General features: G+C 60.1%; 20 protein-coding genes. 14 read left to right on the top strand and 6 right to left on the bottom strand.

What is annotated here, in order from left to right; translation table 11 throughout:
- The first annotated feature begins 71 nt into the window (after positions 1 to 71).
- The 11 genes from CHN51_RS11015 to pal all read left to right on the top strand — a co-directional run bounded on the left by CHN51_RS11015 (position 72) and on the right by pal (position 7,928).
- Positions 72 to 614, top strand: coding sequence for a DUF3617 domain-containing protein (locus tag CHN51_RS11015; protein WP_100094056.1), 543 nt, complete (start codon positions 72 to 74; stop codon positions 612 to 614).
- Positions 615 to 801: 187 nt separating this feature from the next.
- Complete coding sequence (locus tag CHN51_RS11010; protein WP_100094055.1) at positions 802 to 2,148, top strand: amidohydrolase; 1,347 nt, start codon at positions 802 to 804, stop codon at positions 2,146 to 2,148.
- Positions 2,149 to 2,150: 2 nt separating this feature from the next.
- The gene (locus CHN51_RS20210; RefSeq protein ID WP_100094054.1) at positions 2,151 to 2,498 is read left to right on the top strand and encodes a TraR/DksA family transcriptional regulator; all 348 of its coding nucleotides are present in this window, start codon (positions 2,151 to 2,153) and stop codon (positions 2,496 to 2,498) included.
- 84 nt (positions 2,499 to 2,582) lie between these two features.
- Positions 2,583 to 2,942 (top strand): metalloregulator ArsR/SmtB family transcription factor, encoded by a 360-nt coding sequence (locus tag CHN51_RS11000; RefSeq protein ID WP_100094053.1) that lies wholly within the window; start codon positions 2,583 to 2,585, stop codon positions 2,940 to 2,942.
- Entirely contained in the window at positions 2,929 to 3,435 is a 507-nt protein-coding gene (locus CHN51_RS10995; protein WP_100094052.1) for an SRPBCC family protein, read from the top strand. Before CHN51_RS11000 ends, CHN51_RS10995 begins: the two co-directional genes overlap by 14 nt.
- 114 nt (positions 3,436 to 3,549) lie before the next feature.
- On the top strand, positions 3,550 to 4,014 hold the full coding sequence (locus tag CHN51_RS10990; RefSeq protein WP_100094051.1) for a YbgC/FadM family acyl-CoA thioesterase: 465 nt from the start codon (positions 3,550 to 3,552) through the stop codon (positions 4,012 to 4,014).
- A 64-nt stretch (positions 4,015 to 4,078) separates the two neighbouring features.
- The gene (gene tolQ, locus CHN51_RS10985) at positions 4,079 to 4,726 is read left to right on the top strand and encodes a protein TolQ (protein WP_100094050.1); all 648 of its coding nucleotides are present in this window, start codon (positions 4,079 to 4,081) and stop codon (positions 4,724 to 4,726) included.
- A gap of 2 nt (positions 4,727 to 4,728) precedes the next feature.
- Positions 4,729 to 5,181 (top strand): protein TolR, encoded by a 453-nt coding sequence (gene tolR, locus CHN51_RS10980; protein ID WP_100094049.1) that lies wholly within the window; start codon positions 4,729 to 4,731, stop codon positions 5,179 to 5,181.
- Positions 5,182 to 5,196: 15 nt separating this feature from the next.
- On the top strand, positions 5,197 to 5,991 hold the full coding sequence (locus tag CHN51_RS10975; protein ID WP_100094048.1) for a cell envelope biogenesis protein TolA: 795 nt from the start codon (positions 5,197 to 5,199) through the stop codon (positions 5,989 to 5,991).
- A 43-nt stretch (positions 5,992 to 6,034) separates the two neighbouring features.
- Complete coding sequence (gene tolB, locus CHN51_RS10970) at positions 6,035 to 7,342, top strand: Tol-Pal system beta propeller repeat protein TolB (protein ID WP_100095589.1); 1,308 nt, start codon at positions 6,035 to 6,037, stop codon at positions 7,340 to 7,342.
- Between the two features lie 76 nt (positions 7,343 to 7,418).
- Positions 7,419 to 7,928 (top strand): peptidoglycan-associated lipoprotein Pal, encoded by a 510-nt coding sequence (gene pal / locus CHN51_RS10965; protein ID WP_100095588.1) that lies wholly within the window; start codon positions 7,419 to 7,421, stop codon positions 7,926 to 7,928.
- 78 nt (positions 7,929 to 8,006) lie between these two features.
- On the opposite strand, the gene CHN51_RS10960 is transcribed toward pal, so the two are convergent.
- The 3 genes from CHN51_RS10960 to CHN51_RS10950 form a co-directional block, all read right to left on the bottom strand.
- Positions 8,007 to 8,303 carry a hypothetical protein gene (locus tag CHN51_RS10960; protein ID WP_100094047.1) on the bottom strand — a complete coding sequence of 99 codons (297 nt, stop codon included), beginning with the start codon at positions 8,301 to 8,303 and terminating at the stop codon, positions 8,007 to 8,009.
- 48 nt (positions 8,304 to 8,351) lie between these two features.
- A complete protein-coding gene (locus CHN51_RS10955) occupies positions 8,352 to 11,264 on the bottom strand; it encodes a pitrilysin family protein (protein WP_206169890.1) in 2,913 nt (970 codons plus the stop codon).
- Positions 11,265 to 11,374: 110 nt separating this feature from the next.
- Positions 11,375 to 12,001, bottom strand: coding sequence for a methyltransferase domain-containing protein (locus CHN51_RS10950; RefSeq protein ID WP_240616696.1), 627 nt, complete (start codon positions 11,999 to 12,001; stop codon positions 11,375 to 11,377).
- 105 nt (positions 12,002 to 12,106) lie between these two features.
- Here CHN51_RS10950 and CHN51_RS10945 point away from each other — a divergent pair, with 105 nt between their 5' ends.
- Both CHN51_RS10945 and CHN51_RS10940 read left to right on the top strand, forming a co-directional pair.
- Positions 12,107 to 12,427, top strand: coding sequence for an antibiotic biosynthesis monooxygenase (locus CHN51_RS10945; protein WP_100094046.1), 321 nt, complete (start codon positions 12,107 to 12,109; stop codon positions 12,425 to 12,427).
- Between the two features lie 18 nt (positions 12,428 to 12,445).
- Positions 12,446 to 13,807 carry an MFS transporter gene (locus tag CHN51_RS10940; protein WP_100094045.1) on the top strand — a complete coding sequence of 454 codons (1,362 nt, stop codon included), beginning with the start codon at positions 12,446 to 12,448 and terminating at the stop codon, positions 13,805 to 13,807.
- Here the strand turns inward: CHN51_RS10940 and CHN51_RS10935 are convergent.
- Positions 13,804 to 16,086 carry a CDC48 family AAA ATPase gene (locus tag CHN51_RS10935; protein WP_100095585.1) on the bottom strand — a complete coding sequence of 761 codons (2,283 nt, stop codon included), beginning with the start codon at positions 16,084 to 16,086 and terminating at the stop codon, positions 13,804 to 13,806. The two genes, CHN51_RS10940 and CHN51_RS10935, sit on opposite strands and share 4 nt — an antisense overlap.
- A gap of 389 nt (positions 16,087 to 16,475) precedes the next feature.
- Here CHN51_RS10935 and CHN51_RS10930 point away from each other — a divergent pair, with 389 nt between their 5' ends.
- A complete protein-coding gene (locus CHN51_RS10930) occupies positions 16,476 to 17,354 on the top strand; it encodes a LysR substrate-binding domain-containing protein (RefSeq protein ID WP_100094044.1) in 879 nt (292 codons plus the stop codon).
- Between the two features lie 10 nt (positions 17,355 to 17,364).
- Here CHN51_RS10930 and CHN51_RS10925 read toward each other — a convergent pair whose 3' ends face one another.
- Both CHN51_RS10925 and CHN51_RS10920 read right to left on the bottom strand, forming a co-directional pair.
- Positions 17,365 to 17,928, bottom strand: coding sequence for a carboxymuconolactone decarboxylase family protein (locus CHN51_RS10925; RefSeq protein WP_100094043.1), 564 nt, complete (start codon positions 17,926 to 17,928; stop codon positions 17,365 to 17,367).
- Positions 17,929 to 17,937: 9 nt separating this feature from the next.
- On the bottom strand, positions 17,938 to 18,387 hold the full coding sequence (locus CHN51_RS10920; protein WP_100094042.1) for a peptidylprolyl isomerase: 450 nt from the start codon (positions 18,385 to 18,387) through the stop codon (positions 17,938 to 17,940).
- Between the last annotated feature and the right edge of the window lie 34 nt (positions 18,388 to 18,421).

Below are 18,421 nucleotides of genomic sequence, written 5' to 3'. Positions count from 1 at the left end.
ATAGAAAATTTACATCCGCAGAACATGAGCTTAAGACTATTTGCAGAGCATAATATTAGAGGGAAGTTCTCGTGAGAAAATTACTAGCATCTGTAGCAGTACTCAGCCTGATCGGGGGCTGTTCCGAACAGGGCGCCGATCAAGACGGTGATGGAAAGATCACCGCCGAGGAAGTCGCCGAGGAAATGAACCGCGTTACGCTTGAACCCGGCGAATGGGAAAATACCGTGGAAATCGTGGATGTGGAAATCGAGGGACTGCCGGAAGGCGTGCCGGCCGGCGCCATTGACAGCATGAAAGGCAAGGTCACGACCAAAAAATCCTGTATCACCAAGGAAGAAGCGGAAAATCCCGGCGCGCAATTTTTTGCCGCACAGGAAAAGACCAATTGCGAGGTCACGAAATTCGACATGAGCGGCGGCGCCGTGTCGTCCGAAATGTCCTGCAGCAATATGGGCGGTGGCCCCGGCGAAATGACCATGAAGATGGACGGCCAATATGGACCGAGCAGCTATGACATGACCATGAATATGGTTGGCGGGGCAGCCGGCATGAAAGTGAATATTTCGGCCAAGAGCAACGGCAAGCATATCGGCAAATGCCCGGCCGGTTGATCGCGACGACAAGATAAAAGAATGATCAGGGCAGGAGCACAGCGCTCCTGCCCTTTTTGTTGCACGCCGCCTCACCGCCCAGACGCGCTGCGGCATATCGATGACCGCGCGATCAGGCGCAGCGACATCAGGCTTTGCGCTTTTGCCAAGGGTGGGACATAAGCAGGCAAAATACAGGGAGACAAATATGAAGTATCTCTTGGCTCTGGCCGCTAGCAGCGCGCTGATCTGGACAACACCCGCGATCGCGAAAAATGGTTCGGCCTCACCCGATCTGGCTGCCGCGATTGCGGCGGACTATGACAATACGCTCGAAGCCCTGTTTGTCGATTTTCACCGCAACCCCGAACTGTCTTACAAGGAAACCCGCACAGCCGCGATCATTGCGGAAAAATGGCGCGATTCCGGCTTCGCCGTCACCGAGAAGGTCGGCGGCACCGGCGTTGTCGCGGTGATGGAAAATGGCGCAGGGCCCACCCTGATGCTGCGTGCCGACATGGACGGCCTGCCGCTCGTCGAGGACAGCGGGCTGGACTATATGTCGACCGCGAAGCAGGTCAGCATCGACGGCGAGGAAAAGCCGGTCATGCACGCCTGCGGCCATGATGTGCATATCACTTCCCTGATCGGCACTGCGCGGCAAATGGCCACGAGGAAGGACCAGTGGTCCGGCACGCTGGTGCTGATCGCGCAACCGGCCGAAGAACGGATCGGCGGCGCCCGGCTGATGATGGAAGACGGACTCTTTAGCCGGTTTCCCAAGCCCGATTATGCCATGGCCTTTCATGTCTCTGCGGACACGCCGACCGGCAAGCTGGCGCTGAGCGAGGGGATCACCTACAGTTCGTCCGACAGCGTCGACATCGTCATCCACGGCGTCGGCGCGCATGGCGCATCCCCGCATCGCGGCAAGGATCCGATCGTGATGGGCGCGGAAATCATCATGGCGCTGCAGACGATTGTCAGCCGGGAAATCGCCCCGCTCAAGCCCGCTGTGGTCACCGTCGGTTCCTTCCACAGCGGCTTCAAACATAATATCATATCCGACAAGGCGACGATGCAGCTGACGGTTCGCTCGGACGACGCCGACACAAGGGCGAAGCTGCTCGAAGGCATCAAGCGTATCGCGACCAATGTCGGCCGGATGAACGGCCTGCCCGAGGACAGGTTGCCCGAGGTTCTGGTGTCGCATGAATCGACGCCGGCGACCTATAATGACGCAGAGCTGACCAAAAGGGTGATCGGTGTATTTGCCAGCCGGTTCGGTAAAGACGTGTTCGACAACCAGCCGCGCGAAGGCATGGGCGCGGAGGATTTCGCCTATTTTGTTGCGCCCAACACCGATGTGCCGGGCGTCTATTTCTCTGTCGGCGGCACGCCGCAGGCCGATTTTGATCGCGAGGAAGCCGGCGGGGCACCGGTGCCCTCTCACCATTCCCCTTTCTTCAAGGTCGCGCCGAGAGAATCCGTCACGCTGGGTACCGAGGCGATGACCGCCGCGGCGCTGGATCTGCTGGCGCCGAAAGCGGAATAATCTTGGCCGAAGAGCTTTCCTCTTCGCAGCGCGAGAGCCTGAAAAATCTGCTGCTTGAGCGGCAAGCCGAACTGAAGGCCCGCGATCAGGAGGGCGCCAGCTGGCGGGGACCGGTCGAACTCGACCAGCAGAGCGTCGGCCGCCTGTCGCGCATGGACGCGATGCAGCAACAGCAAATGGCCCAGGCCGAAGCGCGGCGCCGGACCAGCGACCTGGCGAGAATTGAGATCGCCCTGAACCGGGTGGACGATGGGGAATATGGCTGGTGCGCGGAGTGCGGCGAAACCATTGCCTACCGGCGCCTCGAAATCGATCCCGCCGCCCATTTGTGCATCGCCTGCGCGCGCTGATCCGCTTGAAATTTTTTCATAGTTCGGGCCCGGCAGGCCTTTTGCAAGCTTGACATGCAACCATATAGTTGCATATAGAGAGCCATGTCCGATGTCTTTGCCGCCCTTGCCGATGAAACCCGCCGCACTCTGCTCGACCGGCTGTTTGTCAAAAACGGACAAAGCCTGACCGAGCTCCATCATGGTCTGGCCATGTCCCGCCAGGCGGTGGCCAAGCATCTGCATATTCTCGAAACCGCCAATCTCGTCTCGGTCCACTGGCAGGGCCGGGAGAAACTGCACTATCTCAACCCCGTTCCGCTGGGCGATATCGTCCACCGCTGGGTCGGCAAGTTCGAGGAGGCCCGGATCGAGGCGCTGAGTGATTTCAAACAGCAAATGGAAAGTGCTTCCAACCCTTCCAGAAACAGCAAGCCAGAGGAGAAACGTCATGCCCGCAAATGAAACCGCCGATATCCACACCCGCGCGTCAACCGGCCAGGCCTGCACGCCGGATTTTGTCTATACAATCTTCATCAAGGCCGACGTGGAAGCGGTCTGGAACGGTCTGATCGACCGCGATCTCACCAAGGCATATTGGGGCCATTATAATGAGTCGGACTGGAAACCGGGATCGCGATGGGCCCATGTCCGCAGCGATGGCAGTGGCGAGATCGACATCTGCGGGCGTCTGGTCGCGATCGAGCCTCCGCACACAATGATATGGACCTGGTCGCTCGAACAGGAAGCAGACAATCCGGCCTGCATCTCGCGCGTGACCTATGAGCTCACGCCACTGGGTCCGGACACGAAACTCACCGTGACCCATAGCGAGCTCGAGCCAGGATCCCGGATGGATAATGGAGTGCGGAAAGGATGGCCAGCCGTGCTCAGCAATCTCAAGTCGCTACTGGAAACCGGCTCCGTGCTGTCCGAGGAACTATGGCAAAAAACCTAGCGTCAGCTTGAAGACAGACTGCGGCGGTCCAATCGAGTCTTATTTGCGCCCAACAGGTCGCCGCGACGTTTTTCACCCTTCCCCGCGTGAAGACATCGCCCTAATGTGCGGGCCATGGAAATCCCCGCAGATATCAAACCGTTCGACGGCCGTTTTGTCGACGGCAAGCATTTCTTCGCCTGCCGCGTCTATTTCGAGGACACCGATTTTTCCGGCATAGTCTATCACGCCAATTATCTGCGCTATATGGAGCGGGCCCGCTCCGACATGCTGCGCCTGCTCGATATGGACCAGGGCGCGGCCTATGACAGCGGCGAAGGCGTCTATGCGGTCGTCGACCTGACGATGAAATATCTGTTGCCGGCGAAACTGAATGATGATCTGGTCGTTATCAGCACAGTCGAGACGCTGCGCGCCGCCAGCGTGATCATCGACCAGAAAATAATGCGCGGTCAGGACCCTATTGCGTCAGCTTCCGTTCACGCAGCGTTTCTTACGCCCGCCGGGCGTCCGAGACGACAACCCAAGGCGTGGACAAAGGCCTTTGCCGGCGTCATGGACCGGGCCGATACGAAATGAAGGATCATATATCTTGCTAGACCAACTTTCTCTGGGAGCGACTGCCGGAAATTTCTCTCCCTTCATGCTGTTCATGGAAGCCGATATCGTCGTCAAGGCGGTGATGATCGGCCTGCTGCTGGCCAGCGTCTGGACCTGGACGATCATCGTAAGCTTTGCCATGAACATCGGCCAAATCACCAGAAAGTCCGATAAATTCGAGCGGGCATTCGACAAGACGGAAAATCTCGACCGCTTCTATGACGAATATGGCCAGTCCTCCCTGCCCAGCGCCAGGGTGCTGGCTGCCGGGGTCAAGGAATGGCGCCGTTCGACTTCCAAGGCACCGATTGACCGCGAAGGCACGCGCCAGCGGCTTGCCAGCGCCATGAACACGACCATCGCCCGCGAAGTCGACCGGATCGCCGACCGGCTCAATTTTCTCGCGACCGTGGGTAGCGTCGCCCCCTTTGTCGGCCTGTTCGGTACGGTCTGGGGCATCATGCGCAGTTTCTCGGCGATCGCCGCAGAACAGAACAGCTCGCTCGCCGTGGTCGCCCCCGGCATTGCCGAGGCTTTGTTCGCGACGGCCATCGGCCTGTTCGCCGCGATCCCCGCGGTCATTGCCTATAACCGCTTCTCCCATCGCCTGAACAAGCTGGAGGCCCGGATGGGCCGCTTTGCCGAGGGTTTCCACGCCACGCTCAGCCGCGAACTGGAACTGGGAGACTGAGCATGGGCATGAATATGGGATCCGGCATCGGCAGGCGCGGCGGTGGCCGCGGCCGCGCTCCGATGGCCGAGATCAACGTCACCCCCTTTGTCGACGTGATGCTGGTGCTGCTGATCATCTTCATGGTGACGGCACCGTTGCTGGTCACCGGCGTGCCCGTCGACTTGCCGGAAAGCCGCGCCAACGCGCTGGAACAGGAGCAGGAACCGGTGCAGATATCGATCGACAACGAAGGCCGTATCTTCGTCGATGACGAGGAACTGAGCCGCGGTGCGCTGGAGATGCGGTTACGCGATATCGCCGCCGAACAGAATCCGGAGGACCCGCGCCAGATCATGCTGCGCGGCGACAGGACGCTCGACTATGGTCTGATCATGGGCGTGATGGGCGAACTGAACCGGGCGGGATTGAACCGGGTTTCGCTGGTCACTACAGGTTCATCGGAGACACCTTAAGAGTGGACCGCTGATATGGAAAAAGCTGAAAAAATTGGCTTGGGAATAGCGGCTGCGGGTCATGTGGCCCTGTTTGGCGCGCTCTCGCTGAGCATATTGAGCAGCACCAATGACGCGTTTCGCACCAAGCCGATCGAAGTGATGATCGCCGACGAGGTGGGCCTGGAAAGCGCCGCACCCAATCCTGCGATGGTCACCCCCGCGACCAGTGTTGCCCCGGAACTGGGCGCACCGGAAGAAAGCAGCATTGCCGCGCCGGAACCGCTGCCCGAGCCACCGAAAGCCGAAGCCAGACCGACCCCGGCGCCGAAACCGGCTCCCGTCTCCCGGGAGCCCCGGCGGCGTCCGGACAAACCGGCCAGCGCCGCCCCGAAGGCAGAGTCGAAACCGGTTGCCAAGCCGACCCCCCGCGGCTCGCGCCTCGGCGATGATTTCCTGAAAGGGGTCACCGATGCACCATCGGTCAGCCGCAACCAGAATATCGCGGCGGAGAAGGCCTCTCCCGCCGCTGTCGCTTCGCTGGAACGCGAGCTATACAGGCTGATCAAGCAAAAATGGCGGCCGCCGACAGGCGCGGACGCGGAACTGTTGCGCACCAAGGTCACCGCGCGCCTCGACAGTAGCGGCAATATCATTGGCCGTCCGACGGCCACGACAACCGGCATCACGCCGAGCAACCGCTCGCAGGTAGAGATACATCAGGAGCGGGCCATTGCTGCGATCCAGCTCGCGGCCCCTTTCACGACATTCCCCGAAAAATATTATGATGAATGGAAGGTTATCGAACCTGTCCTGTATCTTGGCGTCTAGGAGACCACCCATGCAATCACCCGCCTTCTATATCCGAACCGTCATGCTTGGCATTATCGCCAGCGTTGGCCTGACCGCGACCGCACATGCCCAGCTTACCGTGGATGTCGACAATAGCGCATCGGAAGAACTGGTCATTGCCGTTCCCGGCCTGCCCACGCCGCAGAGCGTGAACACGGGCGCCGGCAGCACCAGTGAACTGGGCGCTAAAATCAGTGATGTCATTGTCAGCGATCTGCGCTCGAGCGGACTGTTCAAGCCGGTTGGCCGCAACCAGGTCCGGTCGATCAGCTATGCCGAAGTTACCGCACCGCAATTTCCCTATTGGAGCGGCACCAGTGCCTCTGCCCTGATCCAGGGCTTCGTGCGGACCAATCCTGACGGCAAGCTGACGGTGGGCTGCTATCTCTATGATGTCGCGCTGGAAACCGAACTCACCCGCCAGGGCTTTGTGGTCGAGCCGCGCGACTGGCGCCGGGCCGCGCATAAATGCGCCGACAGCATCTATTCGCGGTTGAGCGGGGAATCGCCCTTTTTCGACAGCCGTATCGCCTATATCGCCGAGACCGGCCCCAAGGGGAACCGGGTCAAGCGGCTGGCGATCATGGACAGCGATGGTGCCAACCACCGGTTCATCACCAATGGCCAGGCCACCGCTCTCACCCCGCGTTTCTCGCCCGATTACAAGAGCATCGTCTATCTGAGCTTTCTCGACGGCAACCCGCGCATCTATGTCTATGACATCGGCACCGGTCGCCAGCGCCTGATCACCCAGAGCACCAATCCAACCTTCGCGCCGCGCTGGTCACCCGATGGCAAGTGGATCCTCTATTCCATGGCGATTGCCGGCAATACCGATATCTACAAGGTCTCGGCAGCCGGTGGCGGCAAGCCACAGCAGCTGACCTTCTCCCCCGGTATCGATATCGGCGGCAGCTTCTCTCCCGACGGCAGCCGGATCGTCTTCGAAAGTGATCGCTCGGGCAGCCAGCAGCTTTATGTGATGGACGCCGATGGCGGCAACGAGCGTCGGATCAGCTTTGGCGGTGGCCGCTTTGCAACGCCGGAATGGAGCCCGCGCGGCGATCTGATCGCCTTCACCAAGATGGCCGGCAATTTCCGGATCGGTGTGATGACGCCCCGCGGTGGCGGCGAGCGTCTGCTGACCAACAGCTGGCAGGACGAAGCCCCGACATGGGCGCCCAATGGTCGGGTGATCCAGTTTTTCCGGACCACCAAAGGTAATGGCAGCACCGGAATCTGGCAGGTGGACCTGACCGGTCGCAACGAACGACAATTGCCGACGCCGGTCAACGGGTCGGATCCGGCTTGGGGGCCATTGCTGCCTTGAATTCAAATCAAGACAAGTCCCTGAAAAAAGATTATATAAAGCCCAAGGGCAGATTCAAAAAAGGAGCAGAATTATGATAAAATATGCAACTCCCCTCCTGATTAGCGCGAGCCTGGTTCTGGCCGGCTGTGCGAAAAAGGCACCCGAGGAACTGCCGCCGCCACCGGTCGACACGACCACGCCTGCGCCCACACCGACCGGCCCCACCGGCCCTGGCTATGCGCCGGGTTCCCAGGGCGACTTCCTGGCCAACACGATGTCCGACCGGATCTTGTTCGACACCGATCGTTTCAATGTCGACTCGCAGGACCAGCTCATTCTGCAGAGCCAGGCACGTTGGCTGGCACAAAATCCCAACGCGCGGATCACCATCGAAGGCCATGCCGACGAACGCGGCACCCGCGACTATAACCTCGCGCTCGGCGAGCGTCGCGCCAATGCGACGAAAAACTATCTCGCCTCGCTGGGTGTCAGCCCGTCCCGGATGACGACGGTAAGCTATGGCAAGGAACGCCCCGAAGCGCTTGCGTCCAACGAGAGCGCCTGGGCGCAAAACCGCCGCGCCGTGAGCGTCGTCGTCCGCTAGACCAGCGGACCGCACACACAGACAAAAAAAGGGCCGCTACCCCAAAGGTAGCGGCCCTTTTTGTAACCTGTCGGTCGCTTATTTCTTGGTGCCGGTCATTGCCATTTCACCGAAAGCGCCCGCTTTCACCGAACCGGCCAGCTGGCCATCGGTGATTGTCGCGTCGCCTTCCAGCTTCATCGGCATGGGAACGGTCATGTTCATTTCCCAGGTGATGTGATTGCCGTCGACCTTGCCGTTTTCGACTTCCATCGATCCCATGGCACCGGCATTGGTGCCGGTGAACGTGTCACCGTCGGTGACGATGGTGAATTCCGACGTCTGGTCTCCCATCGGGGATTTGGTTACGCAAGTATAAGTTCCATCAATAGACATTCCATTCTCCTTTTCATGTCAAAGCCCTGACTCCGTCGGGGCTGACGATCACTCGCTGCTGCCCGCCGAATCGTTCGAACTGCTATCACTATTAACAGCAGTGTCACTAGCTTCATAGCCGCGATATTCGACCGGCATGTCGAGAGCGTCCAGTTGGGCCTGTATCTTGGAAACATCGCCGACGATCACCCAGGTGAACTTGTCCGGATCAACCGCCTCGGCCATCGCCTTGTTCAGATCGTCTTCGGTCAGCGCCTTGTAGCGGTCGGCAACGGTTTCGGCATAGTCCGAAGGCCGGCCGTACATCACGTCACCCTGCATCTGGCCCAAGATGCTGGCCGTGCGCTCGAACTGGCCGGGCAGCTGGCGGACATTGCCGTTCACCGTGCGCTCCAACTCGGCGGCGGTCACACCATTTTCACCCAGAAAATCGCGAACCTGGCCGTCCATCGCGGCCACCGCGGGGCCGGTCTGGTTGGTCTGGACCGGCGCACGCATCGTGTACATGACCCGGTCCTCGCCGCGCAGCACGCTATTGCGCGTGCCATAGCTCCAGCCCTTGGTCTCGCGCAGATCCATGTTGATCCGCGAGAGGAAATTGCCGCCCAATATCTCGTTGGCGGCGTTGAGCGTCAGCAGATCATCCGATCCCTTGTAGGGCAGGACCTGCCCCGCCAGGATCATCGATTGCGGAGAATTGGGACGGTGAATGGCAATGATCCGGCCCTGTCCTTCGGGAATGGCCGCATCGAAATTCTTTGCCGGCGCGGCCTTGCCCGAACCTTTCCACTTGCCGAATCGCAATTCCAGCTTGTCGACAAGTTCCTGCTTGTCGATCCGGCCTGCGGCAAAGATCGTCGCCTTGGCCGGGTGCATCCATTGCTGGTGGAAGGCAGCAAGATCATCACGGGTGATCGCCGATACCGTGTCCTTGGTGCCATTGCCCGACAGACCGCGGCCATAGGGATGCTCGGTTCCGAAGAGCAGCGGCGGCAGCGTGTTGCTGGCGATGCTCAGCGGATCGCTTTCCTCGCGGTCGATCGCGGTCAGCTGCCGGACCCGGATACGTTCGATATCGTCGCTATTGAACGCCGGATTTTTCACAATATCCGCCATCAGGTCGAGCGAGGCGTCCAGATTGGGATTGACCGTGCTCAGGTCGACATCGGTGCGGTCGCGTCCGCCGCCGATGCTAATATGGGCGCCCAGCCGTTCCTGCTGCTCGGCTATTTCGACCGAGGTCAGGCTGGTCGTGCCTTCTTCCATCACCGAAGTGACAAAATTCTGCAATCCGAGCTTGCCGGAGGAGTCCGCGCTGGTGCCCGCGTTAAAGGACAGCGTGACGCGCGTCATCGGCACCGCATCGCGGCGGGCGAAATAGACCTTGATGCCATTGGACAGGGTCGCGGTCTCGACATCCGGAAAATCGACGTTCGGGATTTCACCAACCGGCGGCAAGGCCGACCGGTCGGGAGCGGTTACAACACCGGCCTGCTCATCCTGCATATAGAAGGCAGGCGCGGTCAGAACGCCGGTGCGCACGCCCTTGCCGGCACCCACTTCCTGATATTCCTCCCGTTCGCCGGGCACCACCGTGATGCCGACAACCGGCCGCGTCAGCCATTTCTGCATTGCCGCCTTGACCGCTTCGGGAGTCGTGGCTGCCAGCCGGCCGAGTTCCTTCTTGTAAAATTCCGGATCATCGGAATAGAGTTCGCCCTGCGCCAGAGCGACCGCCTTGCCGCTGAACCCGCCAACCTGCTCCAGCCCGGCAATTCGGGCGGCGGCGTTGCGGGTGGCCACCCGCTGCACTTCATCCTCGGTCGGACCGTTGGCGATAAAGTCGGCGATGATTTTGTCAAGCCGCGCGGCAACGGCATCCGCATCTTCACCCGGTTTGACGTCGGCCTGGATGTTCACGAGGCTGCCGTGCACGAACGGGATGACATAAGCGGACACCGAAACGGCATTTTTCTCTTCACGCACCATGATATTGTCGAGCCGCGAGCTGGCCAGGCCGCCCAGCACCGTCATGCCGACATCGAGCGGCGTATAATCAGGATCATTGAGACCAGGCACCACCCAGTTGCGGTAGATACGCGTGGTCGCGACCTTGTCCTTCATCACTTCGTATACGGGGGCATCAAGCGTCGGCAATGCGGGGCTGAGTTCCGGAATGGGCTTGCCGGACGGAATCGCGCCGAACCATTTGTTGACCTTCGCCCGCGCGGTGGCGACGTCGATATCGCCGGCCAGTACCAGAATCGAATTATTCGGTCCGTAATGGTCGGTAAACCAGGATTTCATGTCGTCCAGCGACGCCGCTTCGAGATCTTCCAGCGATCCGATCGTATCATGACCATAAGGATGGTCCGCGGGGAATAGCAATTCGGTCTGGCGATAGCCGACCAGCCCGTAAGGCTGATTGTCACCCTGCCGCTTCTCGTTCGAGACAACGCCGATCTGGTTGTCGAGCTTCTCCTGCGTCACCGCGCCGAGCAGATAGCCCATCCGGTCGCTTTCGAGGAACAGGGCGACGTCCAGCGCAGAGGTCGGGACCGTCTGGAAATAGTTGGTCCGGTCGAGCCAGGTCGTGCCGTTGAGGTCCGTCGCGCCAATCTGCCGCAGCGGTTCGAAATAGTCGCCCGGGGCATTTTCCGACCCATTGAACATGATATGTTCGAACAAATGCGCATAGCCGGTCTTGCCTTCCGGCTCATGGGCCGAACCAACGCCATACCAGATGGAGACCGCGACGATCGGAGCCTTGCGATCGGTGTGGACAAGGACCTTCAAGCCGTTGTCGAGCGTGAATTCCTCATAGGGAATATCGACTGCCGCGACCAGTTCGCTGACCGGCGCCGGCTCGGCGGATTCATGATGCTTGGCCAGCGCGGGCGCAGTGACCGTCAACGCCGTGGTGGTCAGCGCCAGCAACAGGGAACGGGACAAACGGGACATCGGGATATTCCTCTCAATCAATATGACATATTTCGGTGTTGAACATGGCGCGAAACCGCCTCTGGCCTATTGCCGGCTTCGACCAACGCCATTCAGGCGTCGACCAACGGCTATTTTGCCTTCCACCCCCAGAACAGATGACAGGGCAGGATATTCCAGAGCGAATAACCGCTGTCGATATGGTCGAAATGCGGGGTCATGAAGTCGCGCGCCTTCTTGACGAACTGGTAGACCAGAAAGGCACCGCCCGGCCGGATCGCGTCATAGGTCTCCTTGGCAATTTTTGGGCCGAGCTGGTCGGGCAAGGTCGAAAAAGGCAGACCCGAGAGAATATAGTCGGCTTTTTCGTGGCCAAGCTCGCGGATGATCTTCTGCACATCGGCGGCGGAACCGTGGATCGGGTAGAAGCGGCTGTCGCGGATCGACTTGCCCAGATAGTCGATGAAATCCTCGTTGAGATCGATCACCACCAGAGCGGCACCCGGCTTCAGCCGCTCGAGCACCGGCCGGCAGAAGGTCCCCACGCCCGGACCATATTCGACAAACAGGTCGCATTCGTCCCATTTGACCGGTTCGAGCATCTTGCGGACCGTGACATCCGACGAGGGAATGATCGAGCCCACCATCACCGGATGTTTGAGAAACCCCTTGAAGAAAACACCCCAGGGGCCAAGACGGCGCTCCAGGCCCGACTTGATGCGGTCGGTTATTTTCGTTTTGGCGACACTGTTTGACAAACCATTCCTCCGGCGACAGATCAAACTGTCTTACTAAAGCGTTACAGCGCCGGTGACAAATATAATAGCGGTTGCCCGGTGCAATCCTCCGGTTAAAAGATCGTCATGACGCTTTATCCGAACGACTCCATCGCGGTGATTTTTTGCGCGCAACGCACCGGCACCGGTGAAGAGGACTATCAGGCCGCCGCAGCGGCAATGGGCGCGCTCGCCGCGCAGCAACCCGGCTATCTCGGCGAGGATCATGCCCGCTCCGCCGACGGCTTCGGGATTACGGTCAGCTACTGGCGCGACGACGCCAGCGCCAGAGCGTGGCGCGACAACCCGGAACATGCACGGATCCGCGATCAGGGCCGCGACAAATGGTACAGCGCCTACAGCCTCCACGTCGCCCGCATCGAACGAGCCTATGACTGGCAGAAATAGCATGGCATAGGAGCGCCCATGGCCGATTCTCCCGATTTCGAACCGCTGGACCGCAAGCTGTCGGCCCATCCCGATGCCAAGCCGATAGACAGCACCCGCATGGCGGTACTGTTCTCGGTGATGCTGGTGACCGCTTCGGGCAACACTGCCATGCAGTCGATTTTGCCGACCATCGGAACGCAGCTCGATATCCCCGATTTCTGGGTGAGCGCTGCGTTCAGCTGGTCCGCCCTGCTCTGGGTCTATACCGCGCCGAAATGGGCGCGCCAGTCCGACCATCGCGGCCGCAAGGCGCTGATGCGGCTGGGCATGATCGGCTTTACCACATCCTTCGCGTTGGCCGGTCTGGCGCTGTTTCTCGGACTGCTCGGATGGTATAGCGCGCTCTGGACCTTCATCCTGTTCGCCAGTTTTCGCAGCCTCTATGGCGGCCTAGGATCGGCAGCACCGCCAGCGGTGCAGGCCTATGTCGCGGCCCGCACCGCGCGCGCCGACCGGACCAAGGCACTGTCGCTGATTTCCTCCTCCTTCGGACTCGGCACGATTGTCGGCCCGGCGATTGCGCCGCTGCTGATGATACCGGTGCTCGGCCTGTCCAGCCCGATGTTCGCCTTTGCCGCTATCGGGATATTGGTGATGATCGCGCTTGCGGTAAAACTGCCGAATGACAATCCGGGCTATCAGGCGCGCGGCGTGGTGACGTCGGAGCCGTACAGCTCCGCCCCGTCCTCCAGCAGCCTGAAAGAAGAGGATGACAGCAGCGAAGAGGAAAGCAGCGCACCGCCCCGATTGCGCTGGGGGGATGAGCGGGTCAAGCCGTGGCTGATCACCGGCATATTGGGCGGCAACGCCCATGCCCTGATCCTCGGCGTCGTCGGTTTTCTCGTGCTCGACCGGCTCGGCCTGCGCGGCGACCCGGAAATGGGAATCCGGATGACTGGCCTGGTATTGATGTCCGGCGCGGCAGCGACCCTGCTGGCGCAATGGGGCCTGATTCCGCTGCTGCAGATGGGACCGCGCTCCTCGATTCTGTGGGGTATGGTGCTGGGTGCCTTCGGCTGCCTGATCATCGGCCTGTCGCACGACCTGTACGGCATCATCATCGGATTTGCCGTGGCATCGCTGGGTTTCGGCCTGTTCCGCCCCGGTTTCACTGCGGGTGCATCGCTCGCCGTCAAGCGGTCCGAACAGAATGGCGTGGCTGGTATTGTCGCATCGGTCAACGGCATGGCGTTCATCGCTTCGCCGGCCTTTGGCGTTTTGCTCTACACTTATGCCGGCCCCCTGCCCTTCTGGCTGGCGACCGGCATCTGCGTGTTTCTGTTCGCCTGGGGCTTCAAAACCCTCAAACTCGATGAACGGATAGACAGCGACCGTTAGTGTTTGCTGTCCTTCACCGGCGTCAGCATGCCCGGCGAGACAAAACCGATCGGCTCTGCCCGCATCGCATTCTGCTTCAGCTGTGATTCCATCTTGGAATATTCTTCCTCCATTTCCTGCGTGACCGAAGCCCGGCTGTCTTCCAGCGCCTTTTCGAAATGCTTCATCTGGACGGTCTCGACGAGCCCGCCAAATTCGCGCAAGGCGTAAAGCCCTGCCCGGCGGACCAGATCTTCCAGATCGGCGCCGGAATAGCGGTCCGTGCGTTCGGCCATATCGTCGAGATCGACATCCTTGCCGAGCGGCATTTTCGCAGTGTGGATCGCCAATATCCGGCGACGGCCGGCCTTACCCGGAACCGGGACATAGATCAGCTCGTCAAAGCGGCCCGGTCGCAACAGAGCCGGATCGACCAGACCGGGGCGGTTGGTCGCGCCGATCAATATTACCGACTGCATTTCTTCCAGACCGTCCATCTCGGCGAGGATCGTGTTGACCACCCGCTCGGTGACCTGGGGCTCGCCCATGCCGCCGCCGCGTGCTGGCACCAGACTGTCAATCTCGTCGATGAACAGGATGGTTGGCGCGACTTGCCTCGCCCGCGCGAACAAGCGTGCGATCTGTTGCTCGCTCTCGCCATACCATTTGGACAGCAGGTCGCTCGATTTGGTGGCGATGAAATTGGCCTCCGCCTCGCGCGCGACCGCCTTGGCCAGCAAGGTCTTGCCGGTGCCTGGCGGACCGTAGAGCAGAAAGCCCTTGGCCGGACGGATACCCAGCCGGATGAAGGCTTCCGGATTTTTCATCGGCAGTTCGATGCCTTCCTTGAGCCGCATCTGCGCCTCGTCGAGGCCGCCGATGTCTTCCCAGCGGACATCCGGAGCCTGAACCATGACTTCGCGCATCGCGGAAGGCTGGACCCGTTTCAGGGCTTCGATGAAATCCTGCCGGTAGACGACCAGTTCCTCGAGCACTTCCGGCGGTACATTTTCCGATTCCAGATCGAGCTTGGGCATGATCCGGCGCACCGCTTCAATTGCCGCCTCGCGGGTCAGGGCCGCAAGATCGGCTCCGACAAAACCATAGGTTGTCCGTGCAAGTTCCTTCAGATCAACCGTTTTGTCGAGCGGCATGCCACGCGTATGGATGCCGAGTATCTCGCGCCGTCCGGCGACATCAGGAACGCCGACGATGATTTCCCGGTCAAAGCGGCCGGGCCGGCGCAGCGCCTCGTCGATCGCCTCCGGCCGGTTGGTCGCCGCGATGACCACCAGGTTGAGCCGCGATTCGAGACCGTCCATCAGGGTCAGCAGCTGCGCCACCAGCCGCTTCTCGGTTTCGCCCTGTACCTGTCCGCGTTTTGGCGCGATCGAGTCGATCTCGTCGATGAACAGGATCGAAGGCGCAGCCTTGGTTGCTGCTTCAAAAATCTCGCGCAGTTTCTTTTCCGATTCGCCATAGGCCGAGCCCATGATTTCCGGACCGTTGATCAGGAAGAACTCGGCTTCGCTTTCATTGGCCACCGCCCGGGCAAGCCGGGTCTTGCCGGTCCCCGGAGGACCGTGCAGCAACACGCCGCGTGGCGGGTCGACACCGAGCCGAGTGAAGAGTTGCGGATAGCGCAACGGCAGTTCGACCATTTCGCGAAGCTGGTCAATCGTTTCGTGCAGGCCGCCGATATCGTCATAAGTTACATCGGCACGGCGATGCTCGGTCGATTCCTCATATTCCGGCCGCAGTTCCACTTCGGTTTCCTCGTCGATATGGACGATCCCCTTTGGCGTGGTCGCGATGACATTGAGCCGTATCTGGGTCAGGGAAAAAGCCGGCGCTGCCAGCATCTGCCGCAATTGCGGCGGCATGTCGCCGCGATCGACCTGCTGCTGGCCATGGGTTGCGACAAAATCCCCGGCCTTGAGCGGACGCCCCATGAAGCTGCGCTTCAGACCACCGCCATTGCCCTGCAATCGCAGGTCCTTTTGCGCCGGGCCGAAAACGACCTTCTTGGCCGGTTTCGATTCGACCTTGCGAATTTCGACAAAGTCGCCCGCACCTACCCCGGCATTGGCACGCTGCAGACCGTCTAGCCGGACAAAATCCAGCCCTTCGTCTTCCGGATAGGGAAGGACCGCCCGCGCCGGGGTTGCCTGTTTGCCGACAATCTCGACGACATCGCCCTCGATCAACCCGAGTTTCCCGAGATTGTCGCGCGACAGACGGGCCAGTCCGCGACCGCTGTCCTCCGGCCGGGCATTGGCAACCTGCAATTTCAGGCGCATATTATCGTCTTCGCTAATAGCTTTGTTTGGCTCTGGATCGGACACTGGGGCGTATCTCCTCGATATCGTTTCGGTTCTTTCCAACAAGATAGGGATCGCCACACCGATATGCGAATCAGATTTTCAGATGGCGCGACGCTTGACCGGAATCTGCCAAAAAAAAAGGCCAGTTCCGAAGAACTGGCCTGAAAAGTTTTTAGGAGAGGATGCCTGAAAGGCCCACTCTGAATGCATCGAAACCCATTATTGTGCAAGTGCGAAAAGAACATTGTAGGTTGCATATCTTGCAACTTATCAATATTGCTAGTGACAGTTTTCCGCCATTCCTCTCGATTCGGTTCGAATTTTGCGTTGCACAAAGCTGATTCAGCCTCAATATTGGTCCTTCTATGCGTCGTCTTCCTCCCCTTCGTGCCCTTGAGGCCTTCATCCGTGTAGCCCGGCTGGGCTCATCCAAAGCTGCGGCAGCGGAGCTTGCGCTGTCCGCGCCTGCGCTCAGCCGGCGAATCAAGTCGCTGGAAGACCATATCGGCAAGCCGCTGTTCGAGCGGCGCAACCAGTCAATGGTCCTGAACGGCGATGGTCATGCCTTGCTGAAAGCGGTCGCCCCGGCGCTGGAAGTGATCGGCGAAGCGGTTGACCAGATGACCGTCACCGGCGGAGACATGCGTTTGCGCCTTGGCGTACTGCCCCTGTTCGGCGCCACTCGCCTGTTGCCGCGCCTGCCGGAACTCAAGAAACTCTATCCCAAGCTGCATATCAATGTGGACACCTCGTCCCATGCCGAAAATATGCTGGGCGATGCCGTCGATGCGGCGATCATCATCAGCGATGATGTCGATCCCAATCTCTATGCAGTGAAGCTCGACAGCAACAAGGTTTACGCCATCGCATCGGTAGAGCTGACCAAAGGACCCAATGCGATCAGCCAGCCGGAAGATCTGCAACACCATAATATCCTGATCCACAGCAATATGATCCGCGCCTTCGACCAGTGGAAAGAAGCGGTGGGGCTTCCCGATTTGCAGCCGGCCGGTATCGACCATCTCGACAGCGGCCCGCTTATGCTCGAAGCCGCAGCACAGGGTCTCGGCATCGCGATCATGCACGGTGGCCATTTTTCCGATGCCAATGATTCCCGGCTGGTCCGCCTGTTCGACCATCAGGTGGACAGCCCGTACAGCTACTGGTTCGTATGCCGCAAACGCGACATGAAGAACCGCGCGGTGCGGATTTTCCATGACTGGGTGGTAAAAGCGGGTCTCTAGACCCGGGCCGTCAGGCCTTCAGATCGGGATCCAGTTCCAGATCATCGTCGAGCTGCACGCCGAAACTGTTCAGCAGCATCGATACCTGGCTATATTGGCCCACGGTCATCACCAGATCCATGCGCTGCTTTTCGGTCAGTTCCGAAAGGGCAGCCCAGGTGGTGTCCGACACATGGCCATCGCTGGTCAGTTCATCGGTGGCGCGGAGCATCGCGCTTTCAACCGGTGTCCAGCCCGGCGCATCCGGCCCGGCCTTGATCCGTTCGATTTCAGCATCGGTCAGACCGCAGTCCTTGCCGATGCGGACATGTTGTGCCCATTCATAGCCGGACTTCCAGTTGAAGCCTGTACGCAGGATGACAATCTCGCGCTCGCGGGCGGGCAACGCATTATGATCGGACAGGATATAGCCGCCCCACCACATGAAGGCCTTATAGGCTTTCGGCGCCTTGAGCAGCGTCCGGAAGATATTGAGAATCTTGCCGGTCTTGAAGCGCTCGCCCAGCATCGCCCGGTGCTCGGGACCGAGTTCTGACTCGGCGAGCGGGGCGATCCTGGGTTTATCGAGACGCATTTTTTTAAATCAGCCGAGGGTTACGGACTTGATCGCGCCCGGCTTCGCTGGCGGTTCGCCCTTGGGCAGCGCGTGCACCGCTTCCATGCCGGAGGTCACTTCGCCCCAGACCGTATATTGGCCGTCGAGGAAGCCGGCATCGTCGAGGCAGATGAAAAACTGGCTGTTGGCGCTGTTCGGGTCCATCGTCCGGGCCATCGAGCAGGTGCCTTCGACATGCGGCTCGCTGGAAAATTCCTGCGCGATATCGGGCTTGTCGCTGCCGGACATGCCGGTACCGGTCGGGTCGCCGCCCTGCGCCATGAAACCGTTGATCACGCGGTGGAAAACCACGCCGTCGTAAAAGCCTTCGGCGGCCAGCTCGGTGATCCGCGCGACATGGTTGGGCGCGAGATCCGGACGGAGCTTGATCTCAACATCGCCTGTATCCAGGTGGAAAGTCATTTTTTCATGGGACATCGGGTATTTTCCTTTGCGTTCATTGAATCGGTCT

Origin of the sequence: Sphingorhabdus sp. YGSMI21 (assembly GCF_002776575.1) — a bacterium.
Taxonomy (GTDB): domain Bacteria; phylum Pseudomonadota; class Alphaproteobacteria; order Sphingomonadales; family Sphingomonadaceae; genus Parasphingorhabdus.
The sequence above is the reverse complement of the archived record's forward strand: the minus strand, read 5'-3'. Positions and strand labels throughout refer to the sequence as shown.

What these genes read in the sequence shown, in the direction of transcription:
- CHN51_RS11010 (WP_100094055.1), top strand. Translation starts at nt 802, where the DNA reads ATGAAGTATCTCTTGGCTCTGGCCGCTAGCAGCGCGCTGATCTGGACA.
- CHN51_RS11000 (WP_100094053.1), top strand. Translation starts at nt 2,583, where the DNA reads ATGTCCGATGTCTTTGCCGCCCTTGCCGATGAAACCCGCCGCACTCTG.
- CHN51_RS10995 (WP_100094052.1), top strand. Translation starts at nt 2,929, where the DNA reads ATGCCCGCAAATGAAACCGCCGATATCCACACCCGCGCGTCAACCGGC.
- CHN51_RS10990 (WP_100094051.1), top strand. Translation starts at nt 3,550, where the DNA reads ATGGAAATCCCCGCAGATATCAAACCGTTCGACGGCCGTTTTGTCGAC.
- tolQ (WP_100094050.1), top strand. Translation starts at nt 4,079, where the DNA reads ATGCTGTTCATGGAAGCCGATATCGTCGTCAAGGCGGTGATGATCGGC.
- tolR (WP_100094049.1), top strand. Translation starts at nt 4,729, where the DNA reads ATGGGCATGAATATGGGATCCGGCATCGGCAGGCGCGGCGGTGGCCGC.
- CHN51_RS10975 (WP_100094048.1), top strand. Translation starts at nt 5,197, where the DNA reads ATGGAAAAAGCTGAAAAAATTGGCTTGGGAATAGCGGCTGCGGGTCAT.
- tolB (WP_100095589.1), top strand. Translation starts at nt 6,035, where the DNA reads ATGCTTGGCATTATCGCCAGCGTTGGCCTGACCGCGACCGCACATGCC.
- CHN51_RS10960 (WP_100094047.1), bottom strand. Translation starts at nt 8,303, where the DNA reads ATGTCTATTGATGGAACTTATACTTGCGTAACCAAATCCCCGATGGGA.
- CHN51_RS10955 (WP_206169890.1), bottom strand. Translation starts at nt 11,264, where the DNA reads ATGTCCCGTTTGTCCCGTTCCCTGTTGCTGGCGCTGACCACCACGGCG.
- CHN51_RS10945 (WP_100094046.1), top strand. Translation starts at nt 12,107, where the DNA reads ATGACGCTTTATCCGAACGACTCCATCGCGGTGATTTTTTGCGCGCAA.
- CHN51_RS10940 (WP_100094045.1), top strand. Translation starts at nt 12,446, where the DNA reads ATGGCCGATTCTCCCGATTTCGAACCGCTGGACCGCAAGCTGTCGGCC.
- CHN51_RS10935 (WP_100095585.1), bottom strand. Translation starts at nt 16,086, where the DNA reads ATGCGCCTGAAATTGCAGGTTGCCAATGCCCGGCCGGAGGACAGCGGT.
- CHN51_RS10930 (WP_100094044.1), top strand. Translation starts at nt 16,476, where the DNA reads ATGCGTCGTCTTCCTCCCCTTCGTGCCCTTGAGGCCTTCATCCGTGTA.
- CHN51_RS10925 (WP_100094043.1), bottom strand. Translation starts at nt 17,928, where the DNA reads ATGCGTCTCGATAAACCCAGGATCGCCCCGCTCGCCGAGTCAGAACTC.
- CHN51_RS10920 (WP_100094042.1), bottom strand. Translation starts at nt 18,387, where the DNA reads ATGTCCCATGAAAAAATGACTTTCCACCTGGATACAGGCGATGTTGAG.